Raw genomic sequence first — 22777 nt, 5'->3', positions numbered from 1 at the left:
CCGGTCGCCGCCGCGGCCTTTGACCTTGCCGGCGCGCGGCCTCTCCGGCGAAATGTCCCACATGTCGTCCCCCTCGACGCGGCGCCGGCGCCACGACGGCGCGCTGCTCTCCTTGCTCGGCCTCCTCTCCCTCTCCGCGGCGTGCGCGCCCGCCTCGTCGGCGCCCGCGCCGGCCGCACCCCGGCCCGGGGCGCCCGCGCCGTCTGTGCCGTCGGTCTCCGCCGAGGCGCCGCGGCCTGCGCCCGCGCCGGAGCGGCCGGGGTACGAAGGCCACGGCGCGGCGAGCGTTTCTCCTGAGATCCTGGCACGTTACGCGCCGCCGCCGCTCCCGGACGACGTGTCGCGCCGGATCCAAGTGCTGCTCGACGTGCGCGCTCCTTCTGGCGGCGTCCTCGGGCCGGATGGCAAGGCGCTCTACTTCACCTGGACGATCACGGGCACGAGGCAGGTCTTCCGGCTCGACGGGCCGCAGCGTTTCCCGCTGCAGCTGACGGGCGGCGAGGATCCGACGGTGGTGCAGGACGTCACGCCCGGCGGCGCGCACCTCGTCCTCTCGCGCGATCGCAAGGGCGAGGAGAACCCCGGGCTCTACCTGCAGGACGTGAAGGGCGGCCCGCTCCTCGCCATCCAGCACAAGCCTGGCGTGCAGACGCAGCTGCAGTTCGTCTCCGACGACGGGCGGCACGTCTATTACCGGGCCAACGACGTCAAGAAGGACGCGTATGCCATCTACCGGTATGACATCGCGTCGAAGCAGCGCGAGCTCGTCTTCGATCGCGAGGGCATCTGGCGCGCCGTGGATGCCGCGGCCGGCGGCCGCCTGCTGCTCGCGAGGGACGTCGGCTCCAACATGAGCGAGTTCTACGAGTGGGCGCCCGGCGCGCAGGGCGCCGCGAAGGCCGATCCTGCGGCCGGAGCGCTGACTCCCCTCTTCGGGCAGGGCGAGCGCGAGGACTACAGGGCCATGTATGGAGCGGCGCCCGGCGAGGTCCTCGTGCTCACGCCGCGCCTCGGGGAGTACCGCCGGCTCTACAGCTGGAAGGCGGGCAAGCTCACGCCGATCTCGCCGGAGCTCCCGTTCGACGTCAGCGCCTTCTCCATCGACAGGGCGCGGAAGAGGATCCTCTACACCGTGAATGAGCGGGGCCACACGCGGCTGCGCGCGCTCGACGCGAGGTCGCACCGCGAGGTCAAGCTCCCTGCGCTCCCCGCGGCGGATCATGTGGTGCCGGTCGCGACGACGCCGGATGGCCGGTTCACGACGCTGCTCCTGGAGACCTCGAGGGCGCCGGCGGCGAGCTATGTCCTCGACTGGACGACTGGCAAGCTGACGCAGTGGCACACCCCGAGCATGCCCGAGATCGCGCCGGACGCGTTCGCGGCGGCCACGCTGGAGTCCTATCCGGCGCGCGACGGGACGCAGATCCCGATGTTCGTGCGGCGCCCTGCCCGGTGCGAGCGGCCTTGTCCGGTGATCGTCCATTTCCATGGCGGCCCGGAGAGCCAGATCAGGGCGGGGTTCAGCGCGCGTGCGCAGATCTTCGTGGACGCGGGGTTCGTGTTCGTCGAGCCGAACGTCCGGGGGAGCGACGGTTACGGCAAGACGTGGCTGCACGCCGACGACGGCGCGAAGCGGCTCGACATCATCACCGACATCGAGGACGCGGCGAAGTTCGTCAGGGCGAGCTTCGGCCACGAGGGCCGGCCGCCGAAGGTCGGCATCTTCGGCGGCAGCTACGGCGGCTATTCCGCGCTGCTCGGCATGACGATGTTCGCCGGCGCCTACGACGCGGGCGCGGCCGTCGTCGGCATGAGCAACCTGGTGACGTTCCTCCAGAACACGGCGCCTTACCGGCGCATCCTCCGGATCTCGGAGTACGGTGATCCCGAGAAGGACCGGGACGCGCTGATCAAGCTCTCGCCGATCACGTACCTTGATCGGGTGAAGGCGCCTCTGCTGATCGTGCAGGGGGTGACGGATCCGCGCGTGCCTGCTGGCGAGTCGGTGCAGATCCAGCGGGCGCTGGAGGCGAAGAAGATCCCGTCCGAGCTCATCCTGTTCGCCGACGAGGGGCATGGGGCGCAGAAGCGGGACAACCAGGTGCTCCAGTACGGTCACCTTGTGCGGTTCTTCCGGACGCACCTCGGGGGGCGGTAGGCGCTTATTCCAGGTCTGTTTGCGCGGCGCGGGGGGCAGATCCGAGCTGCCCGGCCCGAGGCGAGCGTGTCGGATGCGGCTGGCGCCGGAGAGGAGCCCTCAGGCGGCGCTGGCGGCCGGAGGCTGCGCAGGGGCGGCCGGCTCGTCGGTGACGCGGGACGCGTCCGCGAGGTCGTCGAAGATCTGCGGCATCAGGGACACCTTGCCGTGGAGCCGGAGTACGCACTCCACGAGGAGCTTCGCCGCGCCATAGATGTTGAGCCACTCGGCGCGCGCGGCCATCACCTCGGGGGTCATCGTGCGGCGGGCGATCCGGGTCTTGCGCACGCTCCGGATGAGCGGCTCGAGGGCGTCCCGCGAGCGCTTCAGCTCAGCCGCCCATGCCTCGTGCTCTGGCAGCTGACGCTTGCGCTGCTCGACCACCTCGACCGCATGCGCCATCGCCGCGGCGAGCTTCGCGGGGCGGCGGCGGAGCACCGTGGCGAGGGTCTCGCCCTGAAGGATGTCGCGCGCGAGCGCGGCGCCGCCGGGCCGAGACGCGGCGTGCTCGACGAGGCGGCGAAGCAGGTCGCGGCCCTTCGCGACCGGATCGACCTGGCCTCTCCTCGAGGTGCTGGACGCGGGGGCCGCCACCGCAGCCGCGATCGCGTCCAGCATCGCCTTGCGCAAGGCCTCCGTCGCGGCGTCGAGCCGCGCCGTGATGGCGCGCAAGGCCTGCTGGAAGCCCGCATCGACCGGCAGGACGAGCGTCCGGATCTGCGACGCGGTGAAGCGGCCGTAAGCCTGAATATCGCGCTGGTAGATGTAGGAATCGGACATGGGGGCAACTCCACCGCGGAACAGGCGGACCCAGCCAGAGCTCTCTACCCGAGGCGCGCGAGCGGCGGGAGGGAATTTCGTGGGCCGCGACGAGACAGAAGCCGTCGGGTCGTGGCGCGCACACCGGTGAGCGCCGTCGGAAACAAATGCTCTCGAGGGCATCCAGCCTGAGCGGAACCTGGCGCGGCGCCGGCGCTGCACGTTCCTGGGGACGCCAACCGGGCGCAGCGCCGGTGCCGCGCGCCTTCGCGGCAAAGCCGCGGGCGCGGCGCCCGCCCGGTGCTGTGCGTTCTCGCGCCGAAACACCAGCATCATGATACCTGTCGTGGACAGCCACGAACGCAGCCGGCCTGGAGAGCGTCGGAGCGGCGGCGGGACAGACGACAGCGATGATCACGAAACAACTCAAGAGCCTGCTGATGATCCCGTCGCCCAACGCATCTCGATCCCGGCCGCGCGCGCTGCCGCCGGAGGCGGCGGCGCACGCCCGCGTGGCGAAGCCCGGCGGGGCTCGCGCGGAGGCGTCTGCACCCGAGGCATCTGCGCCCCCCGAGCCGGGCGAGCCCCCCGCGCCGCGACCGACCGGCGACCCTGCCCCGCCTCGCGCGCCGGCGGTGCCGAGCTTCCTGCGCGCGGCGCCGGCCGACCCGGCGTCGCTCGTCCCGCCGGGCATGCGCAAGTTCACCGATCTTCGTGGCACGCAGCCCACCTCCGACGCCGCCTCCACCGCGCCCGTGCTGCCGTTCGGCCTCCCTGCACCACCGCAGCCCGCGCAGCTCGGCGCAGCGATGGCCGAGGTGCCCAGAGGCATGCGCGGCTTCACCAGCTTGACCGGAACGCAGCCGACGTCCGGAGCGCCCGCGGAGGCGGCTTTGCCGTTCTCGTCCAGCGCTCGCGCCGCGCCCGCTGCGCCCGCCGCGCCCGCTGCGTCCCCGGGCGCCCCGCCGGCCCCGGCGCTCTCCCTGGAGCAGTACGCGTCCCTCTGCGCCGACCTCGCCGTCGCTCCCGCCGGCGCGGAGGCCCTCTTCGCGCAGTACGGGCTCAGGGAGCCCGAGGCGCGCCGCGCGGTGGACGGCTTCTGGCGCGAGCGCCTGGCGCGCGACCCGGCGGCGCATCAGCGCTGGCAGGAGCTTTACTGGCAGCAAAGGGCCCGCTCTTCTCCCGCCGGGAAGAGCCCGAACGAGCCGAGATGAGCGCCGCGCCCGGCGGCGCAACCCCCGAGGAGACCCGACCATGGCCATCGACGTGCGCCTGACGTTCCCCACCTCCGGAGTCACCGGCTTCGAGGTCCACCAGCTCGACTACAGGGACGCGCTCAACGATCTCTTCGAGCTGACGCTCGACGTGGTGACCACCGATCCGGAGGTCGATCTCTCCAGCGTGGTGGGCGAGGAGATCGTCGTCGAGCTCGACGGCGAGCCCTTCCTCAAGAAGGTCCACGGCATCGTGCGGCGGGTGCGGCAGCTCTCGGCGGAGCCCACCGGTGTGTCGCGCTACGAGCTCGCGGTCGTGCCTCCCCTGTGGCTCAGCACCCGGGCCGCGGATCACCGCATCATCCAGAACCTCACGGCGGACGATGTCTGCGAGGTCGTGGCGTCGGCGTACGGCGGCCGGATCCCGGCGCCGAGCTCGCTCATCGCCTCGCCGGATCGGCCGGCGCGCGAGTACCGCGTCCAGTACGGGGAGACCGACTTCGATTTCATGTTCCGCGCCCTCGCGGACGAGGGCCTCATCTCCTACTTCGATCACGGGTCCCGGAGCAGCGACTGGGTGCTCGCCGAGGACACGGCCTTCACCGACGACGGCGCGCCCCGGGTGCCGTTCGTGCCGCCGACGGGCGCCGGGATGAGCGCGGCGGCGCCGACGGTCTCGTTCATCGCGATCACCTCGTCGATCGAGACGTCGATGGTCACGGTGCGGGATTACGACTTCAAGAAGCCCGAGTACGTCCTCGATCAGCGGGTCGAGACCTCGCAGAAGGCCTTCGTCCGCGAGGCGACGCTCGAACGGTACGAGTTCACGACGAACAGGTTCACCGCCGCCTCCGAGAAGCACGGCGAGGCGCTGGCGAAGCGGTACCTGGAAGAGGCCCGCTCGGAGCGGCGGGTCTTCGAGTGCCACACGAGCTTCGCGCTCGGCGCCGGCGGCCGCTTCACGGTCGAGGAGCACCCGCGCGCCGACGTGAACGGCCAGCTGCTCGTGATCCGGTCGCGCTGCACGGTGACGGCGGGGGCTGACGGCCACCCGGTGCGGCGGCACGTCCTCGTCTGCGTGCCTGCGGGCGATCCGTGGCGTCCTGCGCGCCGGCCGAAGCCGCGCATCTTCGGCACGCAGACCGCCTTCGTGGTCGGCAACAAGGCCGGCGTGGACGAGATCGACGTCGACGAGCACGGCCGCGTCAAGGTCGAGTTCCGGTGGGATCGCCGCGACCTGCACGAGGGCAACCCGACCCGCTTCGTCCGCGTCTCGCAGGGCTGGGCGGGGCTCGACTACGGCATGGTGATGCTGCCGCGCGTGAACGAGGAGGTCATCATCGCCTACCTCGACGGCGACCCGGACGAGCCCGTCGTCGTCGGCCGCCTGCACAACGCGTGGAGCGTCTCGCCGCTCAAGCTGCCGGCGGAGAAGACGCGCTCGATCTGGAAGAGCAAGACGTCGCCCGGCGGCGACGGCTTCAACCAGATCATGATGGAGGACAAGAAGGGCGCGGAGCTGCTCGAGCTCCATGCCCACCGCGACAACGTCGTCACGGTCGGCGCGAACCAGGGCGTGGACGTGGGCGGCGACCAGAAGCTCCACGTCGCGGGCAAGCGCGACGACCACGTCGAGGGCGCGGTCGAGGAGGACTACGACACCTCCCTGACGACGACCATCGGCGGGAAGCAGGAGACGACCGCCGAGGCCGTGGTCGAGCGCTACGCCAGCCAGGACACCGAGATGGCGGGCAAGAAGCACACGAAGGCCGGCGCCGTGGACGAGGACTTCAAGCGCCTCGAGACGACCGTCGAGGGGCTGCACAAGGACAAGTTCGGGACGGCGGAGCAGGAGGGCGGGGACGTCAAGTGGAGGGTCGGCGCGCTCGACTGGGAGACGAAGGGGCTCAAGTGGACGCTCAGCGGGGGCGGCTACATCAAGGCGCCGAGCTTCGTGATCGACGCGCCGGAGTTCAAGGTCACCAACGCGGGGAGCCACAAGGAAACCAAAGGCTTAGTGGACACGGTGATCGCGAGCTGGAACGAGAGGACCTGGTACAAGTCGGCGTTCATCGGCCTGGATATGAAAGGAGTAATTGCCGAAACAAAGACCTTCGGCCGGAGCATCAACATCGGAATTCAGAAAATGGACATAACCGTCTTCAAGGTCGATTTCGCCGGCTTCAAGATGCAGAACAATGCCGTCAACATGAAGACTGCCGCAACCCATATTGACAAGAACGCCGTTCGAGCGATGCTCACGGGCATCTTTTCGATCGCGTGAGGTGGCCCACGCCTCGCAACATGAGTCACCGGTCCTTCGTGGTCATCCACCCCAACGCCTCACGACATCGACGTGAATTGGGCCGGAGGGTCGCGAGAACAGCGCTGCCCGAAGCGCAAAATCAAGTTCCTCTACGGACAGATCCTGACGCATCGAGCTCAACCGGGTGTAGCGACATGGTTGCACAGCCCGATCAAATAAAGCCCCTACTCCAGCACAGAAGGCATCGCCTCGACGTGAACCCGATCTGTTCTTCCGGGCACCATCCATGCGCGGACCTTGCCACCGTCACCGCCGAGTTCGGCGAACCGTTCTGCACTGACGTGCCGTAGAACTGCACTTGCTAGAACGACGTCCGGCTGATGGGGCTTCGTGAGAAGCACCCTGGCGGTGTACCGCAAGCGCCAAGGACCAACCAGGCGGCCCACGACTTCGCATTCGGGGCGGCAGATAGTTCGGTAGAGCCAACGCCCTCGGAGCCAAAGGGCGACGATGACGGCAATCGTAGTGAGTAGACAGGCGGCAGCAACTTCCACTCGCCAATCCAGTAGAGCCAAGAGAAGCATGCCAGGCCACGGCAGCACCAGCACGGCCATGAGGACAACCCAAAGCGCAGGCTCTCCAAACAGGTCGGGTCGCGCCGGCTCTCGTCGCGGGTCAGCGACGACATGGACGACGAGCCACCACCGCCTCTTGATGCGCGGCGGGTGGAGCGCAGCCCAGACCGCATCCGGCAATGCCACCCGCGCCGAGCAGTAGCCGCACGGCACGATCCGGCTCGACCCATCCGCCACGAGCGGCCCGCCGCACTGGGTGCAGGAGACGTGCACGGGCTCGCGCGGCCGCTCCTCGGCCACGGCCGGCTCGTCGCTCACGAAGCCCAGAACAGGGCTGTTCTCCGGAAGCCACGGCGGCTTCGGCAGGATCGCTCGCCCCGCGCCGCACGCTGCGCAGACGCAGCCCCCCTGCGGCGCCAGGCGCATCGGCCGCTGGCAGCGCGGGCACGGCGGCGCGTCGTGGCCGCGCTGCCACTCCACGTGCGGCCCCGGCGGCGGCCCCCCCTCGCCCCACGCCGGGCCGTGCCGCAGGTACCCGGGCGCGAACTGCACAACGTCCTTCTCGACGCCGCGCAGCGCCTCGTCCCAGACCGGCGGCGGCAGCGCCGACTCCATGAGGCAGCTCGAGCAGCGGCACCGGTCGGTCAGCGTGTTGACCGCCATCGGCGCGCTGCAGTGGGGGCACGGGCTGAGGAGCTCGATGCCGGCAAACTCGACGGTCGCTGTGCTCATCCTGTCCTGGAGATCGACGGCGCGCTCGGGCGCGTTGCGCGAACTGTACACGAAGCGACAGCCCGCACGAACGCTGGCCGGCGCGCACCGCAACCTCGATCACGACACGCGATACTCCCCCTCGCTCCGCAGCCCCTGGGGAGGTCGCGCCCCTGGCCGCCCCCTCGTCTCACAGCCCCCGCCCACGTTCCGACCTCTCCACGCCGTCGAAATCATGCACTGCGACACGTCCCGACCTCTCCGCGCCGTCGAAATCATGCCGTGCGATAGGTCGCGACCTCGCAGTTCCGTCGAAATCATGCCGTGCGATAGGTCACGACCTCTCCGTTCCGTCGAAAAGATGCGGCGCGCCAGGTCGCGACCTCGCAATTCCTTCAAAATTATGCTGAGCCATCGGTCGCGACCTCGCAGTTCCGTCGAAAAGATGCGGCGCGCCAGGTCGCGACCTCCGCGCTCGCTCGTCACGAGCGCCCGCCGCGGTCGCGACCTCCCGGCCCCCTGCGCGCCATCCGGCCGGCGCCGCGCCGGCCCCACCCCCGGCCGTCCGCCCTCGATACACCCAACCCCCGGCCCCACCGCACGCCGCCGGCCGGACGGCGGGAGCTCCGCCGGCCGCAGCTCGCCCGTGCCCGCGCGGCGGCGCGCCCACCTCTCTATCCCCCCATCTACAAATTTATCCTCCAGGATAGGCCTCCCCCTGGCCCCGCGCTCGTCCCCCACGGCTCCTCGCGGAAATCCCCGCCCGAGGCCGGCTGGCATCCTCCCTGCAATACCCCCTCAGCGTCCACGCCAGAGTAGCTCAGCGGTAGAGCGCGCAAACAACTCCGGACGGTGTTCTCCGGCGCGATGAGCGCCGGCAGTGAGAACCGGGGTTACTTCCCTCCTAAGGACGAGGTCGCGGGTTCGAGTCCCGCCTCTGGCACAAGGGCGCAGCGCGGCAGTGAGCGTCACGGTTCCTTCGTCCAACAACGACAACCCCCGTGACCACCATCCTCCGCGCTGCGCCCGATCTCTCGACCCCTCGCCGCGCGTGCGTCGAGGAAGGAGGTGTCCTCATGGCTTTCTTTCAGCATCTCAAGCGCAAGGCTCAGCGCGACGGCGCCTCCCACCTGAACTGGATGGGCGGGCGCTCCTACGACATCGCCGATCCGCTGAAGCGCCTCCGCCTCGCGGCCTCGTCGTGCTTCTTCGGCGAGCCCATGTACTACCACCGCGACCCGGCGGACCCGCGCCCGGCGAAGACCAGGAAGAAGGCGGAAGACAGCGCCCGCCTCTCGGACGCGGAGGTGAGGCGCCTGCGCGAGACGCTCGGCGCCGTGGATCCTGCCGAGTGGCGCGCGCTCTCGCCGGCGGCGTTGATCGAGCGGGCCATCGACGAGGCGCTCGCGGCCGATCCGGAGGCGACGCTCGCCGAGGCGGCGCGGCTGCGCGAGGAGGAGCACCTGCGCACGACGCCCCAGGTCATCCTCGTGCGCGCGGCGAACACCGCCTCGGTCCGCGGAACCGGCCTCGTGCGCCGGTTCGCGCCGGGCATCCTGAAGCGCGCGGACGAGCCGGCGGTCGCCCTCGCGTACCAGCTCTACCGGTTCGGCAAGCCGGTGCCGAACGCGCTGAAGCGCGCGCTGCGCGACGCGCTGCAGCGCCTCGACGATCACGCCCTCGCGAAGTACCGCCTCGAGGGCAAGGGGAGCAAGACCGTGGACGTCGTGAACCTCGTGCACCCGAAGAGCCCGAGCGTCGACCGCCTCGCGAAGGGCACGCTCCGCGCGACAGGCCGCACCTGGGAGGCGATCGTCTCGGCCCGCGGCTCGAACCGGTGCGCGTGGCGCAAGGCGCTGCCGGCCATGGGCCACATGGCCCTGCTGCGCAACCTGCGCAACCTCATCGAGGCGGGCGTGCCGACCGACGTGTTCCTGCCGAAGCTCGTCGCGACGGCCGCCGAGGGCAAGCAGCTGCCCTTCCGGTACTACAGCGCCTATCAGGCGGTGAAGGCCTGCGCGCCGGGCGCCGTGCTGGACGCGGTGGAGCAGTGCCTGCACCGCTCCCTCGGCCAGGTGCCGTTCTTCCCCGGGCGGGTGATGGTGCTCTCTGACAACAGCGGCTCGGCGCAGGGCACGACCACGAGCAGCCTCGGCACGATGCGGATCTCCACGATCGCGAACCTCACGGGCGTCGTGGCCGGGATGCGCGCCGACGACGGGCACCTCGGCGTGTTCGGCGACCGGCTGGAGAGCTTCGCCGTGCGCAGGAAAGAGAGCGTGTTCTCCCAGCTCGACCGCGCCGAGCAGATCGCCCGCACGATCGGCACGGCGACCGAGAACGGCGTGTGGCTGTTCTGGGATCGCGCCATCCGCGAGCGGCAACGCTGGGACGCGGTGTTCGTGCTGAGCGACATGCAGGCCGGCCACGGCGGCCTCTACGGTAAGCGACCGAAGGACTACGCGGACTTCGCCTGGAACGAGCAGTACATCGACGTGGCCAAGCTCGTCGCGGCGTACCGCGCGCGCGTGCACCGCGACGTGCGCGTGTTCCTCGTGCAGGTCGCCGGCTACCAGGACACCCTCATGCCCGAGTTCTACGATCGCACGTACATCCTCGGCGGCTGGGGCGAGGGGCTCCTGCGCTTCGCCGCGGCGATGGCGCAGGCGTAGCGGCGCGCGCCGGAACCCTGCCGGGTCTCCGGCCGCCGCATTGACGGACGCGGGCGGCTCGGTGACAGTGCCGCCGCGGCATGGCCCGCGGCGACCCTGATCCTCGGCTGGCCCCACGGCCTCGCATCCCCTCGGCACGGGGGCCGTGGGCCAGCGCTCCCGCGGCGCGCCTCCCTTTCCCATGAAGACGATCAAGCCCCAGAAGCTCGGCCTCCTCCACAGGGTCTTCGAGGATGGAAGCGACTGCTATCTGTCGGTCACCGTCCTGGCCTTCTTCTCGTTCGACCCCGGAGCAGCCCTGCTGTCCGAGATCGATCTCTGGAAGTTCACCGCGGCCGAGCTCGGCAGGGACGCCGTGCTCGACATGGGCATGCCCAAGCCGAGAGGAGAGCTCTTGATCTCCGGGCGAGCCTACCCGCGCGAGGGCCGGGCGCCGGCCTGCGCGGTGAGGGCGCGGCTCGGCGCGGTGGACAAGACGCTCTACGTCATCGGCGACAGGACGTGGCGGCGCGGCGTCCCCACCGAGCCGGAGCCGTTCACCTCGATGCCCATAGTCTGGGAGCGCGCCTTCGGCGGCCCGGGGTTCGCGCCGAACCCCGTGGGCAAGGGGGCCCAGCCGATCGAGACCGAGGCGGGAGAGACCCACCCGCTCCCGAACATCGAGCTGCCGAAGCCGCTGATCACGTCGCCGGGCGATCGACCTGCGCCCGCGGGCTTCGGCCCGATCGACCTCATGTGGCCGCAGCGCTTCGCCAAGATCGGCACGTACGACCAGAAGTGGCTCAAGGAGCGGTTCCCCGGCTTCGCCGAGGACACCGATCTCGGCATGTTCAACGCCGCGCCGGAGGACCAGCAGATCCAGGGGTTCTTCCGGGGCGACGAGCCGATGGTGCTGGAGCACATGCACCCGGAAAAGCCGGTGATCGAGGCGGCGTTGCCGGGGATCGCGACGCGCGCGTTCATGAACCGGAAGAGCGGGGAGACGGAGACGTTCAGCGAGATCGCGATGCACCTCGAGACCGTGCACCTCTTTCCTCACGCCGAGCGCGGGGTCCTCCTGTTCCGGGGCATCGCGCTCGTCGACGAGGACGACGCGGCCGACGTGCTGCAGATCGTGATCGGCGCAGAGACGCTCGGGGAGCCGAGGGCCGGGGAGCACTACCGCGAGGTGCTGAGGCAGCGGCTCGACCCCGAGGCGGGGCACCTCGCGGCCCTGCGCGACGGCGATCTCCTGCCGCCGCTGCCGTCGGGAGCGCGGCCGCCGCGCGACAAGTCCGACGTCGAGCGGCTGCTGGAGAGCGACGATCTCCTCCGGAAGAACCTCCAGGACGGCGCGCGGCGCAGGGCGGAGGCGAACCGCCGAAAGGCGCACGCGACCGTCGTGGAGCTCGGGCTCGACCCGGCGCAGTTCGGTCTCGATCAGGCCGAGGAGCCGGCCGTGGACGAGGTCATCCCCGACATCGAGGAGCTGGGGCCGTTCGTCGAGGCGCTGGAGGCGCGCGCAGAGCGGGAGCGGGCCGAGGCGGAGGGCCGCCGGGCGAGCGCTGAAGCCGAGGCGCGCGCGGCCTACGCCGCGGCCGGGATGGATTACGACGCGCTGGCGGCAGACGCGATGAAGCAGGCGGCCGGCCCGCCGAAGTTCTCGGCGAAGGCCGAGCGCGAGCGGCTGGAGGATCTCGCGGCGCTGCTCGCGAACGCGGGTTATCCGGACACCGCGCTCGAGGAGACGCTCGCCGATCCCGCCTTCGATCGGAAGCTCGCCGAGATGGAAGCGCAGGTGCTGGAGGGATACCGGCAGACCGCGCACTTCGGCCCCGCGGCCGGCCGGCTCGCCGGCGAGGCCGCGCGGCGCCTCCGCGACGAGGTGATCGAAGCGCATCGCGCGGGGCGCTCGCTCGCCGGCCGCGATCTGACCGGCGCCGACCTCTCCGGCCTCGATCTCCGCGGGGCGATCCTCACCGGCGCGCTGCTCGAGGGCGCGAGCCTCGCGGGCGCCGACCTCGAGGACGCCGATCTGGAACGCGCGGTCCTCGCCCACGCCGACCTCTCCCGGGCCACGCTCCGGGGCGCGAGGCTCGAGGACGCGAACCTGGGGCTTTCGACGCTCCGGGGCGCCGACCTCTCCGGCGCGGACCTCTCCGGCGCCGTGCTCTACCGGGCGGACCTCACGGGGGCATCGTTTCGCGGCGCGGAGCTCACCCTGGCCGACCTCTCCGAGGCCACCCTGGGCGACAACGACTTCTCGGACGCGCTGGCGCAGCTGCTCACGCTGCTGCGGGTCGATCTCGCGGGGTCGAAGCTCACCGGCGCGGATCTCTCGCGGTCCACCTTCATCGAGTGCAAGCTCGGCGGCGTCGATCTCTCGGGCGCCCGGCTGATCTCGACGGCCTTCTTCTCGTCGGAGGGTCGAGGCGCCGTGTTCCGGGGCGCCTTCGCGGAGAACCTGCGCATGGTCAAGGCGTGCGCCTTCGACGGCGCCGACTTCCGCGGCGCCACGCTGAGCGGCGCGAACCTCCGGGGGGCGAGCCTCGCCGGCGCCGATTTCACCGAGGCGCAGATGAACGGCAGCGACCTCAGCGACTGCGACCTGCGCGGCGCCAGGATGGCCTGGATCGCGGCGCGAGAGGCGCGGTTCATCCGAGCCGAGCTGTCGGACGCCGATCTGACGTATGCCGATCTGATGCTGGGCGTCCTCCAGAAGGCGAAGCTCATGGGCGCCGATTTCACCGGGGCCAACCTCTTCCGCGCGGATCTCGCGAAGGTGCTCGGCGACGAGCGGACGCGCTTCGAGGAGGCGAACGTCCGGGAGGTGCGGTTCGTGCCGCGGAGGCAACGTGGACAGGGCTGAGCTCATCGCGGCGATCCAGGGCGGCGAGACGATCTCGGGCGCCTGCCTGGACGGGCAGGACCTGAGCGGCGCCGACCTCTCGGGCGGGCTCTTCGAGCAGGTGAGCTTCCAGGGGGCGCGCCTCGCCGGGGCCTCGTTCAAGGAGTCGATCCTCACCGCGTGCGACTTCAGGGAAGCGGATCTGACCGGCGCCAACCTGCACCATGTGGCGATGCACCGGTGCGTGCTCGCGCGGGCGAAGCTGGTCCGGACGAGCTGGGCGGCGGCGCAGGTCGCCGCGTCCGATCTGTCGTGCGCCGATCTCTCGGAGGCGGATCTGATCATCGCGGCGTTCGCGCAGTCGGGCTTCGCAGGCGCGAGGCTCGCGCGCGCGAGCCTGGATCGCACGGTGCTGGTCGACGCGAACGTGGCGCACCTGGATCTCTCGGGCGCTCGGCTGGAGTTCACGCACCTCATCAAGGCGGACATGACGACGGTCGCGCTGGCCGGGGCGCGCTGCCGGAGCGTCGTCTTCATCGGCAGCCGGTTCGCGGGCATGGATCTCTCGGGGCTCGATTTCACCCTCAGCCAGTTCACCGAGGCGGATCTCACCGGCGCGAACCTGACCGGCGCGACCCTCACGCAGTGCGGCTTCAAGGGCGCGAAGCTCACCGGCGCGCGGCTCGACGACGCCAGGGCGGAGGGCGCGATCTTCGTCGAGGCCGACCTGAGCGGCGCGAGCCTCCGCGGCGCGCGGCTCAAGCAGGCGATCTTCGTCGACGCCGAGCTCGAGGGCGCCGATCTCTCGAGGGCCAGCCTCGAGCAGAGCCTCTGGCACCGCGCGCGCTGCGAGCGCGCCCGGTTCCCGGGCGCGGAGCTCACGTACGCCGACTTCTCCCACGCCGACGTCCGGGGGGCGGATTTCACGGGGGCCGCGCTCTTCCGGGCGCGCCTTCACCGGACGCGGGACGAGGGGGCCGTCTTCACCGGCCGCGCGCTCGCCCTGGGCGATGACGAGCCGCTCGCCGAGGCGGAGGCCTGGCAGGACAAGCTTCGAGGCAAGGCCGGCTGAGCCGGCGCGGGAGGCGTGATGCGAAACAACGTTGCGAGGAAGCTCGCGAAGATCGAGAAGCTCGCGAAGATTGAGGAGATCGAGCCCGAGGCTGCCTACCAGGAGGCGGGGCGCGTTATGCGCGCGGAGGGCGGTGCGTTCGTGGTGGCCTCCGGCGCCGCCGAGATCGAGGCACGTCGCGCGGTGAGCTGCATGGTCGAGCCCATGGCCGGCGACGTGGTGCTCGTCTCGGTGCTGCCGGAGCGCGGCGCGTACATCCTGGCCGTGCTGGAGCGGCAGGGCAGCGACGTCAGCCTGGTGCTCGAAGGGGATCTGCACGTGAAGCTGCCCAGAGGGCGGTTCGTCGTCGGCGCCGCCGAGGGCGTGACGTTCGCGTCCGGCAAGGAGGTGGGGGTGGTGGCCGGCGAGCTGAAGGTCAACGCGCGCCTCGGCAGCGTCTTCGTGGAGAGCCTGTCGTACCTCGGGACGGCGGTGCAGGCCGAGATCGACAAGGTCAAGGTGAAGGCGGCGGCGTTCGACGCTTCCGTGGAGCGGGTGACGCAGCGGCTGAAGCGGGTGTACCGCTTCGTCGAGGAGTTCGAGCAGCTCCGGGCGGAGCGCGTCGACTACGTGGCAAAGAAGAACATGAGCCTGCGCGGCGAGAACACCCTCGTGACGGCCGAGGAGCTGGTCAAGCTCGACGGCGCGCAGATCCACCTCGGTTGAGCTGAACGGGAGCAGAGGAAGCCATGTTTGCCAACACGCAGATGATGGGCATCGACCTGGGGTTGCCGGACGTGTGCTTGACGCCCTCGCCCGCGCCGGTGCCCGTGCCCTACCCGAACATCGCCGCCGGCCCGATGGGGGTGCCCGCGGTCTACAACGTGCTGTTCATGGCCGCGCCGGCCCACAACCTGGCGACGACGATCCCGCTGACGAACGGGGACAACGCCGGGGTCGCGATGGGGGTCGCGTCGGGCACGGTGATGGGGCCGAGCCGCCACCTGACCGGGGCCTTCACGGTGCTGATCCGCGGGATGCCGGCGAGCAGGCTGACGAGCATGTCGCTCCAGAACAGCACGAACTGCCCGGGGATGAGGGTCGTGCCGAGCCAGGTGAAGGTGCTGATGCTGGCGCCGTGAGGGAGGTCGGGACAGCACGCAAACGAGGCGCGGTGTACAGCGTCAGGGGCACATCGACTCCTCCGCGATGCAGTCCTCGCTCGGCGGATCGATGTCCGTGCACTTGTTCGCCGGCTGCAAGCTCCAGATACAGGAGTTGTTATGAATGAAACCGTCGACTCGATTGAACACGACGTTCACATCCGAGTAGACCGGTCCCTCGTGGCAAGCGCTCTGCGCGCCGCCGATGTAATAGGCCTCGTTGCCCACATGAACGAGCCCGCCCTCGGGTCCGCTGTTGAGGTGGATATTCCCATGGGCCCCCGCGACGGTCTGCTCGCCCATGGTATCGGTCCGGAGCACCGGGGAGAGCGTTCCCTCCAGCCGGACCTTCACTCCGCCCCACGCGTGATGGAAATCCTTCTCGGTGGGTGAGCTGAGCTTCACCACCTCGCCAGCGCGCTCCTCGCGGAGCGATCGCGACGCCATAACGCAACGCGCCGCGAGCAGCCTCACCGACAGTGTCGGCGGCCGCTCACGGCGAGCGCGCTACGACGGTAGCACGATTTTCGTTACGATTTGGCGCCGAGCCCGAAGCCATCGTGCAGCGCACGGACGGCGAGCTCAGCGTACTTCGTCCCGACCAGACACGAGATCTTGATCTCGCTCGTGGAGATCGCCTGGATGTTGATCGCCTCCGCCGCGAGCAGCTGGAACATCCGCGCCGCCACGCCTGCGTGCGCGCGCATCCCGAGGCCGACGATCGACACCTTCACGATGTCCTCCTCGTAACGGATCCCCACCGCGCCCACGCCGCCGGCGATCTTCTCCATCACGACCTTCGCCCGGGGAAGATCCGCCTTGCCGACCGTGAACGTCACGTCGGCCCTCACCTCGCCGGACGCGCCGCGCGCCTCCAGGCCGTAGCTCGGCGCGTTCTGGATGATCATGTCGACGCTGATGTTCTCCTCGGCCAGCGCGCCGAAGATCTGCGCCACGACGCCCGGCTTGTCGTCGACGCCGACCAGCATCACCCGCGCCTCGTTCCGGTCGAGGGCCACGCCCGTCACCGTCACGCTCTCGAGCGACTGCTCCTCGCCGACGACCCACGTGCCCGGCACGTCCGAGAACGACGACCGCACGTGCACCGGGACACCATACTTCATCGCAACCTCCACGCTCCGTATCTGAAGGACCTTCGCGCCCAGCGAGGCGAGCTCCAGCATCTCTTCGTAGCTGATCCGCTCGATCTTCCGCGCCGTCTTGCAGATGTTCGGGTCCGTCGTGTAAACGCCGTCGACGTCCGTGTAGATCTCGCACTCGGCGCCCACCGCCGCGGCGATCGCCACGGCGCTCGTGTCGCTGCCGCCGCGCCCGAGCGTCGTGATGTTGCCCGCGTCGTCCACGCCCTGGAAGCCGGCGACGACCGCGATCTTCCCCGCCGCCAGCGCCTCGTGCAGCCGCTGGGCGTCGATCGCCTTGATCCGCGCCTTCGTGTAGGCGCTGTCCGTCAGGATCTTCAGCTGGTGACCGAGGAAGCTCCGCGCCTGGCCCCCCAGCGCCTGGATCGCGATCGCCATCAGCGCCGCCGAGACCTGCTCGCCGGTCGCCGCCAGCGCGTCCATCTCCCGCGCGTCAGGCACGGGCGCGATGTCCGACGCCAGCTTGAGCAGCCGGTTCGTCTCGCCGGCCATCGCGCTCACGATGACCACGACGTCATGACCGGCCCGCTGTGTGGCGAGCGCCCGCGCGGCCGCCCGCTGGATGCGCTCGATGGACCCGACGGACGTGCCGCCGAACTTCTGGACGATGAGGCTCACGCGAGGTGTGGCCAACTAGTCCAACGTGGACGCCCGGGTCAAGAGGAAATTCCACAGCTTCGCGGAGCACGCGACAGCTTCGCGGAGCACGCGACAGCGCCGCAGCGCACGCGAAAGCACCGCGGAGCAGACGAGCACAGCGCGCCCAGGCCAGGCACCGGAAGCACCGCCGCCACCCCAACCCCGACCGTGGAACCCCTGAACCACCACGCCCCGTGCAAGGCCCGCCGGCCGGGAATAAACCCGCGGCTCAACCGCTTCGGGTCGGCGCTGTTGACACAGATCCACCCGTCGCTACGATGGCGCCGCCATTCGCCTGGGTAATGGGCGATCCAGGGCGTCACGACGGCGCGGCCGCCCGCCAGGGCGGGGGGGATCGCCCAGGGGCGAACCGCGGAGCACCCGCTCCGCTTCTCAAGGAACCATCTAAGGAGGTCATTTTGGCTAGCGATGTGATGATCGAGGCGAGCTCGCTGACCAAGCGCTATGGGTCGCTGCGCGCGCTCGACAAGGTGAGCTTCGAGGTCCATCGCGGCGAGGTCGTCGGCTTCCTCGGACCGAACGGGGCCGGCAAGTCGACGACGATGCGCATCCTCACCTGCTTCATCTCGGCGTCGGCCGGGACGGCGCGCGTCCACGGTTACGACGTCTTCGACGACCCGCTCGATGTCCGGCGCAAGCTCGGGTACCTGCCCCAGCGCGCCCCGCTCTACGGCGAGATGAACGTCTGGGAGTACCTGTCGTTCGTCGCCGACATGCGCGGGCTCGATCCGTCGCTCTTCAAGAAGCGGATGAAGGGGATCGTCGAGGTGTGCGGCCTCGCCCAGGTGCTCGGCAAGGACATCGGCACCCTCTCCCATGGCTACCGCCAGCGCGTCGGCCTCGGTCAGGCGCTCGTCCACGACCCGCCGATCCTCATCCTCGACGAGCCGACGAGCGACCTCGACCCGAACGAGAAGGCGGAGGTCATCCGCTACATCAAGGAGATCGGCAAGGAGCGGACGATCCTCCTCTCCACCCACAACCTCTCCGAGGTCGAGGCCGCCTGCGCCCGCGCCATCATCGTCTCCAAGGGGCGCGTCGTCGCCGACGGCCCCCTCGACGAGATCCGCTCCAAGAGCGGGAAGGTCCGGTACGTGGTCACCGTCCACGAGAAGAAGGTCTTCGAGGGCGGCGAGGGCTACCGGTCGGGCGCGCGCAAGCCCCCGACGGCCCAGGAGGTCCAGGAGGCGCTCGCCGGGCTGCCCGGCGTCACGAGCGTCACCGAGCTGCCGACCGACGACAACGCCCACAGCTTCCAGCTCCTCGGCGCGCTCGGCGGCGACGTCCGGCCCGAGCTCTTCCAGCTCATCGTGCAGAAGGGCTGGCTCCTCCTCGAGATGCGGCGCGACTCGCAGAGCCTCGAGGACGTGTTCAAGGCGCTCACGCGCGGCGACGAGCGCAAGGACCGCGGCCGCGCCCTGATCACCGACGACCTCGATGACGAAAACGACGCCGAGGACGACGAGGACGACGAGGACGACGAGGACGAGGACAGCGCCGGCGACGAGAGCGACGAGGCGAAGAGCGACGGCGCCGAGGACGGAGGCGCCGACGACGAAGCGCCGGCCAAGAAGAAGGGCTGAACGGTATGAGCACCACCCTGACCATCGCGAAGCGGGAGTTCCGCTCCAACTTCGATTCCCCCCTGGCCTATGTCGTGATCTGCTTCGGGCTGATCGCGCTCGGCGTCATCTTCTTCTTCATGAACGGCGGCTTCTGGCAGGCGGACCGCGCCTCGCTCGTGCAGCTGTTCTCGTGGGCGCCGATAGGGCTCTCCTTCCTCATCATCCCCGTGATCACGATGCGCCTCCTCGCCGAGGAGAAGCGGAGCGGCACGCTCGAGATGCTGATCACCCTGCCCGTGCAGGACCACGAGGTCGTCCTCGGCAAGTTCCTCGGGGCGTGGGGGCTCGTCCTCGTGCTCGTCTTCTCGACCATCCTCTACCCGATCATGATGTTCATGTGGCCCTGGCACCTCGGCGCGCTCGACAGCGGGCCGGTGGTCGCGGGCTACGTGGGCCTCGTGCTCTACAGCGCGGCGGCGGTCTCGATCGGCCTCCTCATCTCGTCGCTGACCGACAGCCAGGTGATCGCCTTCTTCATCACCTTCCTGGTGCTCGCCTTCCTGCACGGCGTGGACAACTTCGCCGACTACGCCCCGTCGGCCTTCCGCGACGTCCTCTCCTTCATCAGCTTCGACACCCGCCTCACGCCGTTCGCGCGCGGCATGGTGTCCACCCGCGACATCGTCTTCTTCCTCTCGATCACCGCAGGCTGCCTCATGGCCGCGTTCAGGGCGCTCGAGCGCAGGAAGTGGGCGTAAGGACTAACCATGGAACGCAAAGCCAAAGCCGCGACGCAGACAGGCGTCTATCTGGCCATCGTGGCCGCCATCCTCGTGGCGGCCAACGTCATCTCGCTCGGCGTCTACAAGCGCTTCGACATGACGAAGGCCGAGAGGTTCACCCTCTCGAAGGGCTCGGCCCACCTCGTCCGCGAGGGGCTCAAGCAGGATCTCCAGATCGACGTCTACGTCACCCGGGGGCTCCCGAAGCACGAGGCGTTCATCCAGGACCTCACCGACCTGATGAACGAGTACGAGCAGGCCTCCAACGGCAAGCTCCACTACGCGCTCATCGAGGCGAAGACGGATGAGCAGCGCACCGCCGCCAAGGAGGCGGGCCTGCAGGAGGCCGCGTTCGGCGAGGGGAGCGAGACCGGCCAGGACCAGGCGACGATCACCCGCGGGTTCATGGGCATCGCCTTCAAGTACGGCAGCGAGAAGGAGGCGATCCCGATGCTCTCGCCCGACCAGGGGCAGGGCCTCGAGTTCTGGATCACGAACACCATCCGGGAGATCCGCGACAAGGCGGACGGCATCGATACAAAGATCGGCGTCGTGACCGGCAAGGACGAGATCAAGCTCACGGACCCGAACCTCGTCGCGTCGCAGGGCGGCCGGGGCGGCCCGTCGATGCGGGCGCTGCTCGAGCACCACTTCCCGTTCTACAAGTTCGAGGACGTCGACCTGAAGGGCGGCGACGCCGAGGTCAACAAGGAGCTCGCCGGCCTCGTCATCACGCAGCCGGGCAAGGAGTTCACCGAGAAGGAGCTGCGCCGCGTCGACCAGTTCCTGATGCTCGGCAACAAGTCGCTCGCGGTGTTCGCCGGCGCGGTGAACCTCAAGGCGTCCGACCCGTCGATGAAGGCGACGCTGAACACCTGGGGCCTCGAGAAGCTGCTCGACGGCTACGGCGTCGAGATGAAGAAGGAGGCGATCCTCGACTGGAGCCGCTCGATGGCCATCCCGGTCCAGACGCAGTCGGGCCAGATGATGTGGTTCCGCGCGCCGGGCATCCTCCAGCTCCAGGAGGACAGCCGCTTCGAGGAGAACGAGCAGATCCTCGACTCGTCGTTCCCCGGCTTCTTCCGCCTCCCCGAGCTCGCCTTCCCCTTCCCGTCGACCCTCGTGCCGCACCCGGAGAAGCAGCCCGAGGCGACGATGAAGGTCGTCGCGCGCTCGACCCCGAAGACCACGGTCGACACGTCCGAGGCCGTCGACATGAAGTTCTCGGCCGACTGGAAGCCGAAGGGCGAGTACGCGCAGCGCGCGATCGCGGTGACGGTCGAGGGCAAGCTCAAGAGCGCCTTCGGCGGCCAGGAGGGGCTCGGGATCAGTGCGCCCGCGGAGAGCGCGGACCGGAGCCGGATCCTCGTGCTCTCGGCGTCGCAGTTCCTCGCGAACCCGTTCGCCCGCGCCGGCAACGCGCCCCCCATGCCGCCGCAGATGCAGATGATGGGCGGGATGGGCGGAGACGAGGATCTCCTGATGCTGTCGCAGCCCTACGCGCAGAAGTACCTGACCGCCACCATCCTGACGTTCAAGAACACCCTCGACTGGATGGCGGGGGACAGCACGCTGCTCGCTGCGACCGCGAAGATGTTCGGTGACACAAACCTGACCTACGCCGACATCGAGAAGCCGAAGCAGGACGCCACGGACGACGAGGCCACGCTGGCCAAGAAGGCCGAGGAGTACCGGGCGGAGCGCAAGACCGTGCAGCAGCGCGTGCAGTGGACGCTCACGCTCCTGCCGGCGGTCTTCTTCGCCGCGTTCGGCATCGTCCGGTGGCGGCGGCGCGAGAGCGCACGCGAGAACATCACGCTCGACTGAGCCAGACCCCATGGGGTGAAAGAGCCATGAAGACCGAGCACAAAATCTACATCGCGTTCGTCGTCCTCGCGCTCCTCGGCGTCGGCGTGTACCTCACGCAGAAGCGGCAGAAGGACCAGCTCGCCGCGCACTCGGTGACCGCCGCGACGGCGGATCTGCCCAAGGTCGGGATCTCGAAGGAAGACGTCGAGAAGATCACGAAGATCTCGATCAAGAACGCCGACAAGTCCGACGTGACGCTCGAGAAGAAGGGCGAGACGTGGGAGGTCACGAAGCCCGTGAACGCGAAGGCGAACGCGGCGAACGTGCGGAGCCTCCTCGACAACATGAAGGAGCTCAAGCTGAAGGAGGTGATCGACAGGACGAGCGGCACCTACGGCCAGTACGAGCTCACCGACGAGAAGGCGGTCCGCCTTGTCGCGCACAAGGGCGACGAGAAGGCGCTCGACCTGTACTTCGGCAAGAGCGGGTCGCGCGGGCAGATGGCGCGGGTCGAGGGCACGGACGGCGTCTACGTCGCGGGCGGCTACTCGAGCTACCTCTACACGCGGGAGGCGAAGAACTGGCGCGAGAACTCGATCCTCAAGTTCGAGGACGAGAACGCGATCCAGGTCTCGGTGGAGAACAAGAACGGCCTGTTCAGCTTCTCGAAGAACGACGACAAGTGGGCCGGCACGTTCGCGCCGCGCGACAAGAGCGGCAAGCTCGGCGCGGCCTCCGCGAAGTGGGCGAAGTTCGACGCGGACAAGGTGAAGGACCTGCTCCGCGCCTTCAAGGGCCTCGGCGCCGAGGACTTCGGCGACGGCAAGTCCGAGGCCGACACCGGGCTCGACGCCCCGACCACGAACGGCGGCACCATCACGATCAAGCTCAAGGACAACGCGGGCGACTTCACCATCAAGGTGGGTAAGACCGCGAAGGCGTCGAGCCGCTACGCCGTGAAAGAAGGCGGCGACGGCACGATCTACGTGCTCTCGTCGTGGTCGGCCGACTGGGCCCTCGCGGACCCGAAGCGGTTCGAGAAGTCCGAGAAGAAGGACGACAAGCAGGGGGGCAATCCCCACGAGGACGAGGCGGCTGGCCACATGGGCATGCCCGGCATGCCGGGCATGCCCGGCATGGAAGACGGCGAGTAGCCGGCAACATCGCGCGTGAGACAGAGAGGCGCCGGGAGACCGGCGCCTCTTCGCTTTTTGTGCACCGACATGGCCTACCGCCAGCGCCACGCGAATTCCGATTCGCACACGGGGGGCGATGTGACGAATATTCGACGCACTCTGCGCACGGATTTTCGTCACCCAGGACGCCAGCGTCAGGCTGACTCATGCGCCCGAGCGGCGGAATCAGG

16 protein-coding genes and 1 tRNA gene are annotated in these 22777 nt (G+C 69.7%); 13 read left to right on the top strand and 4 right to left on the bottom strand.

Going from position 1 to position 22777, the window contains the following annotated elements:
- Window positions 1–61: 61 nt before the first annotated feature.
- Window positions 62–2158, top strand: coding sequence for a S9 family peptidase (locus WMF17_RS12805; RefSeq protein ID WP_437649642.1), 2097 nt, complete (start codon window positions 62–64; stop codon window positions 2156–2158).
- A 99-nt stretch (window positions 2159–2257) separates the two neighbouring features.
- Here the strand turns inward: WMF17_RS12805 and WMF17_RS12800 are convergent, their stop codons facing one another.
- On the bottom strand, window positions 2258–2977 hold the full coding sequence (locus tag WMF17_RS12800; protein WP_437649641.1) for a hypothetical protein: 720 nt from the start codon (window positions 2975–2977) through the stop codon (window positions 2258–2260).
- Between the two features lie 389 nt (window positions 2978–3366).
- On the opposite strand from WMF17_RS12800, the gene WMF17_RS12795 reads away from it, so the two are divergent.
- Window positions 3367–4170, top strand: coding sequence for a hypothetical protein (locus WMF17_RS12795; protein WP_437649639.1), 804 nt, complete (start codon window positions 3367–3369; stop codon window positions 4168–4170).
- A gap of 40 nt (window positions 4171–4210) precedes the next feature.
- Entirely contained in the window at window positions 4211–6454 is a 2244-nt protein-coding gene (locus WMF17_RS12790) for a type VI secretion system Vgr family protein (protein WP_437649638.1), read from the top strand.
- Between the two features lie 206 nt (window positions 6455–6660).
- On the opposite strand, the gene WMF17_RS12785 is transcribed toward WMF17_RS12790, so the two are convergent.
- The gene (locus WMF17_RS12785; protein WP_437649636.1) at window positions 6661–7794 is read right to left on the bottom strand and encodes a hypothetical protein; all 1134 of its coding nucleotides are present in this window, start codon (window positions 7792–7794) and stop codon (window positions 6661–6663) included.
- A gap of 737 nt (window positions 7795–8531) precedes the next feature.
- Between WMF17_RS12785 and WMF17_RS12780 the strand changes: the two genes are divergently transcribed.
- The 6 genes from WMF17_RS12780 to WMF17_RS12755 all read left to right on the top strand — a co-directional run bounded on the left by WMF17_RS12780 (window position 8532) and on the right by WMF17_RS12755 (window position 15414).
- Window positions 8532–8665 (top strand) — tRNA-Arg (locus tag WMF17_RS12780).
- A 133-nt stretch (window positions 8666–8798) separates the two neighbouring features.
- Window positions 8799–10394 (top strand): TROVE domain-containing protein, encoded by a 1596-nt coding sequence (locus WMF17_RS12775; protein WP_437649634.1) that lies wholly within the window; start codon window positions 8799–8801, stop codon window positions 10392–10394.
- A gap of 181 nt (window positions 10395–10575) precedes the next feature.
- On the top strand, window positions 10576–13242 hold the full coding sequence (locus WMF17_RS12770; RefSeq protein ID WP_437649632.1) for a DUF2169 family type VI secretion system accessory protein: 2667 nt from the start codon (window positions 10576–10578) through the stop codon (window positions 13240–13242).
- Complete coding sequence (locus WMF17_RS12765) at window positions 13229–14293, top strand: pentapeptide repeat-containing protein (RefSeq protein WP_437649630.1); 1065 nt, start codon at window positions 13229–13231, stop codon at window positions 14291–14293. The genes WMF17_RS12770 and WMF17_RS12765 overlap by 14 nt, the downstream gene beginning before the upstream one ends.
- Before the next feature lie 18 nt (window positions 14294–14311).
- Window positions 14312–14998 carry a DUF3540 domain-containing protein gene (locus tag WMF17_RS12760; protein ID WP_437649628.1) on the top strand — a complete coding sequence of 229 codons (687 nt, stop codon included), beginning with the start codon at window positions 14312–14314 and terminating at the stop codon, window positions 14996–14998.
- Between the two features lie 23 nt (window positions 14999–15021).
- Window positions 15022–15414: a DUF4150 domain-containing protein gene (locus tag WMF17_RS12755; RefSeq protein ID WP_437579845.1), complete on the top strand. Its 393-nt coding sequence runs from the start codon at window positions 15022–15024 to the stop codon at window positions 15412–15414.
- Window positions 15415–15456: 42 nt separating this feature from the next.
- On the opposite strand, the gene WMF17_RS12750 is transcribed toward WMF17_RS12755, so the two are convergent.
- Both WMF17_RS12750 and WMF17_RS12745 read right to left on the bottom strand, forming a co-directional pair.
- Window positions 15457–15882: a hypothetical protein gene (locus WMF17_RS12750; protein WP_437649627.1), complete on the bottom strand. Its 426-nt coding sequence runs from the start codon at window positions 15880–15882 to the stop codon at window positions 15457–15459.
- A gap of 83 nt (window positions 15883–15965) precedes the next feature.
- Window positions 15966–17213, bottom strand: coding sequence for an aspartate kinase (locus WMF17_RS12745; protein WP_437602315.1), 1248 nt, complete (start codon window positions 17211–17213; stop codon window positions 15966–15968).
- Window positions 17214–17653: 440 nt separating this feature from the next.
- Here WMF17_RS12745 and WMF17_RS12740 point away from each other — a divergent pair, with 440 nt between their 5' ends.
- The 4 genes from WMF17_RS12740 to WMF17_RS12725 are packed head-to-tail and all read left to right on the top strand — an operon-like array spanning window position 17654 to window position 22565.
- A complete protein-coding gene (locus WMF17_RS12740) occupies window positions 17654–18838 on the top strand; it encodes an ATP-binding cassette domain-containing protein (RefSeq protein ID WP_437602314.1) in 1185 nt (394 codons plus the stop codon).
- Window positions 18839–18843: 5 nt separating this feature from the next.
- Window positions 18844–19578, top strand: a complete 735-nt coding sequence (locus WMF17_RS12735; protein WP_437602313.1) for an ABC transporter permease — start codon at window positions 18844–18846, stop codon at window positions 19576–19578.
- A 9-nt stretch (window positions 19579–19587) separates the two neighbouring features.
- A complete protein-coding gene (locus WMF17_RS12730; protein ID WP_437649625.1) occupies window positions 19588–21429 on the top strand; it encodes a GldG family protein in 1842 nt (613 codons plus the stop codon).
- Between the two features lie 26 nt (window positions 21430–21455).
- Window positions 21456–22565, top strand: a complete 1110-nt coding sequence (locus tag WMF17_RS12725) for a DUF4340 domain-containing protein (protein ID WP_437649623.1) — start codon at window positions 21456–21458, stop codon at window positions 22563–22565.
- Window positions 22566–22777 lie beyond the last annotated feature (212 nt).

This window comes from Sorangium sp. So ce362, assembly GCF_051519845.1.
Lineage (GTDB): Bacteria > Myxococcota_A > Polyangia > Polyangiales > Polyangiaceae > Sorangium.
Note: the sequence above shows the minus strand (reverse complement) of the source record. Positions and strands in the feature narration are given on the sequence as shown.

Bases quoted from the DNA above. Each gene is read 5' to 3' on its own strand.
- WMF17_RS12805 (WP_437649642.1), top strand. From the start codon at position 62: ATGTCGTCCCCCTCGACGCGGCGCCGGCGCCACGACGGCGCGCTGCTC.
- WMF17_RS12800 (WP_437649641.1), bottom strand. From the start codon at position 2,977: ATGTCCGATTCCTACATCTACCAGCGCGATATTCAGGCTTACGGCCGC.
- WMF17_RS12795 (WP_437649639.1), top strand. From the start codon at position 3,367: ATGATCACGAAACAACTCAAGAGCCTGCTGATGATCCCGTCGCCCAAC.
- WMF17_RS12790 (WP_437649638.1), top strand. From the start codon at position 4,211: ATGGCCATCGACGTGCGCCTGACGTTCCCCACCTCCGGAGTCACCGGC.
- WMF17_RS12775 (WP_437649634.1), top strand. From the start codon at position 8,799: ATGGCTTTCTTTCAGCATCTCAAGCGCAAGGCTCAGCGCGACGGCGCC.
- WMF17_RS12770 (WP_437649632.1), top strand. From the start codon at position 10,576: ATGAAGACGATCAAGCCCCAGAAGCTCGGCCTCCTCCACAGGGTCTTC.
- WMF17_RS12760 (WP_437649628.1), top strand. From the start codon at position 14,312: ATGCGAAACAACGTTGCGAGGAAGCTCGCGAAGATCGAGAAGCTCGCG.
- WMF17_RS12755 (WP_437579845.1), top strand. From the start codon at position 15,022: ATGTTTGCCAACACGCAGATGATGGGCATCGACCTGGGGTTGCCGGAC.
- WMF17_RS12750 (WP_437649627.1), bottom strand. From the start codon at position 15,882: ATGGCGTCGCGATCGCTCCGCGAGGAGCGCGCTGGCGAGGTGGTGAAG.
- WMF17_RS12735 (WP_437602313.1), top strand. From the start codon at position 18,844: ATGAGCACCACCCTGACCATCGCGAAGCGGGAGTTCCGCTCCAACTTC.
- WMF17_RS12730 (WP_437649625.1), top strand. From the start codon at position 19,588: ATGGAACGCAAAGCCAAAGCCGCGACGCAGACAGGCGTCTATCTGGCC.
- WMF17_RS12725 (WP_437649623.1), top strand. From the start codon at position 21,456: ATGAAGACCGAGCACAAAATCTACATCGCGTTCGTCGTCCTCGCGCTC.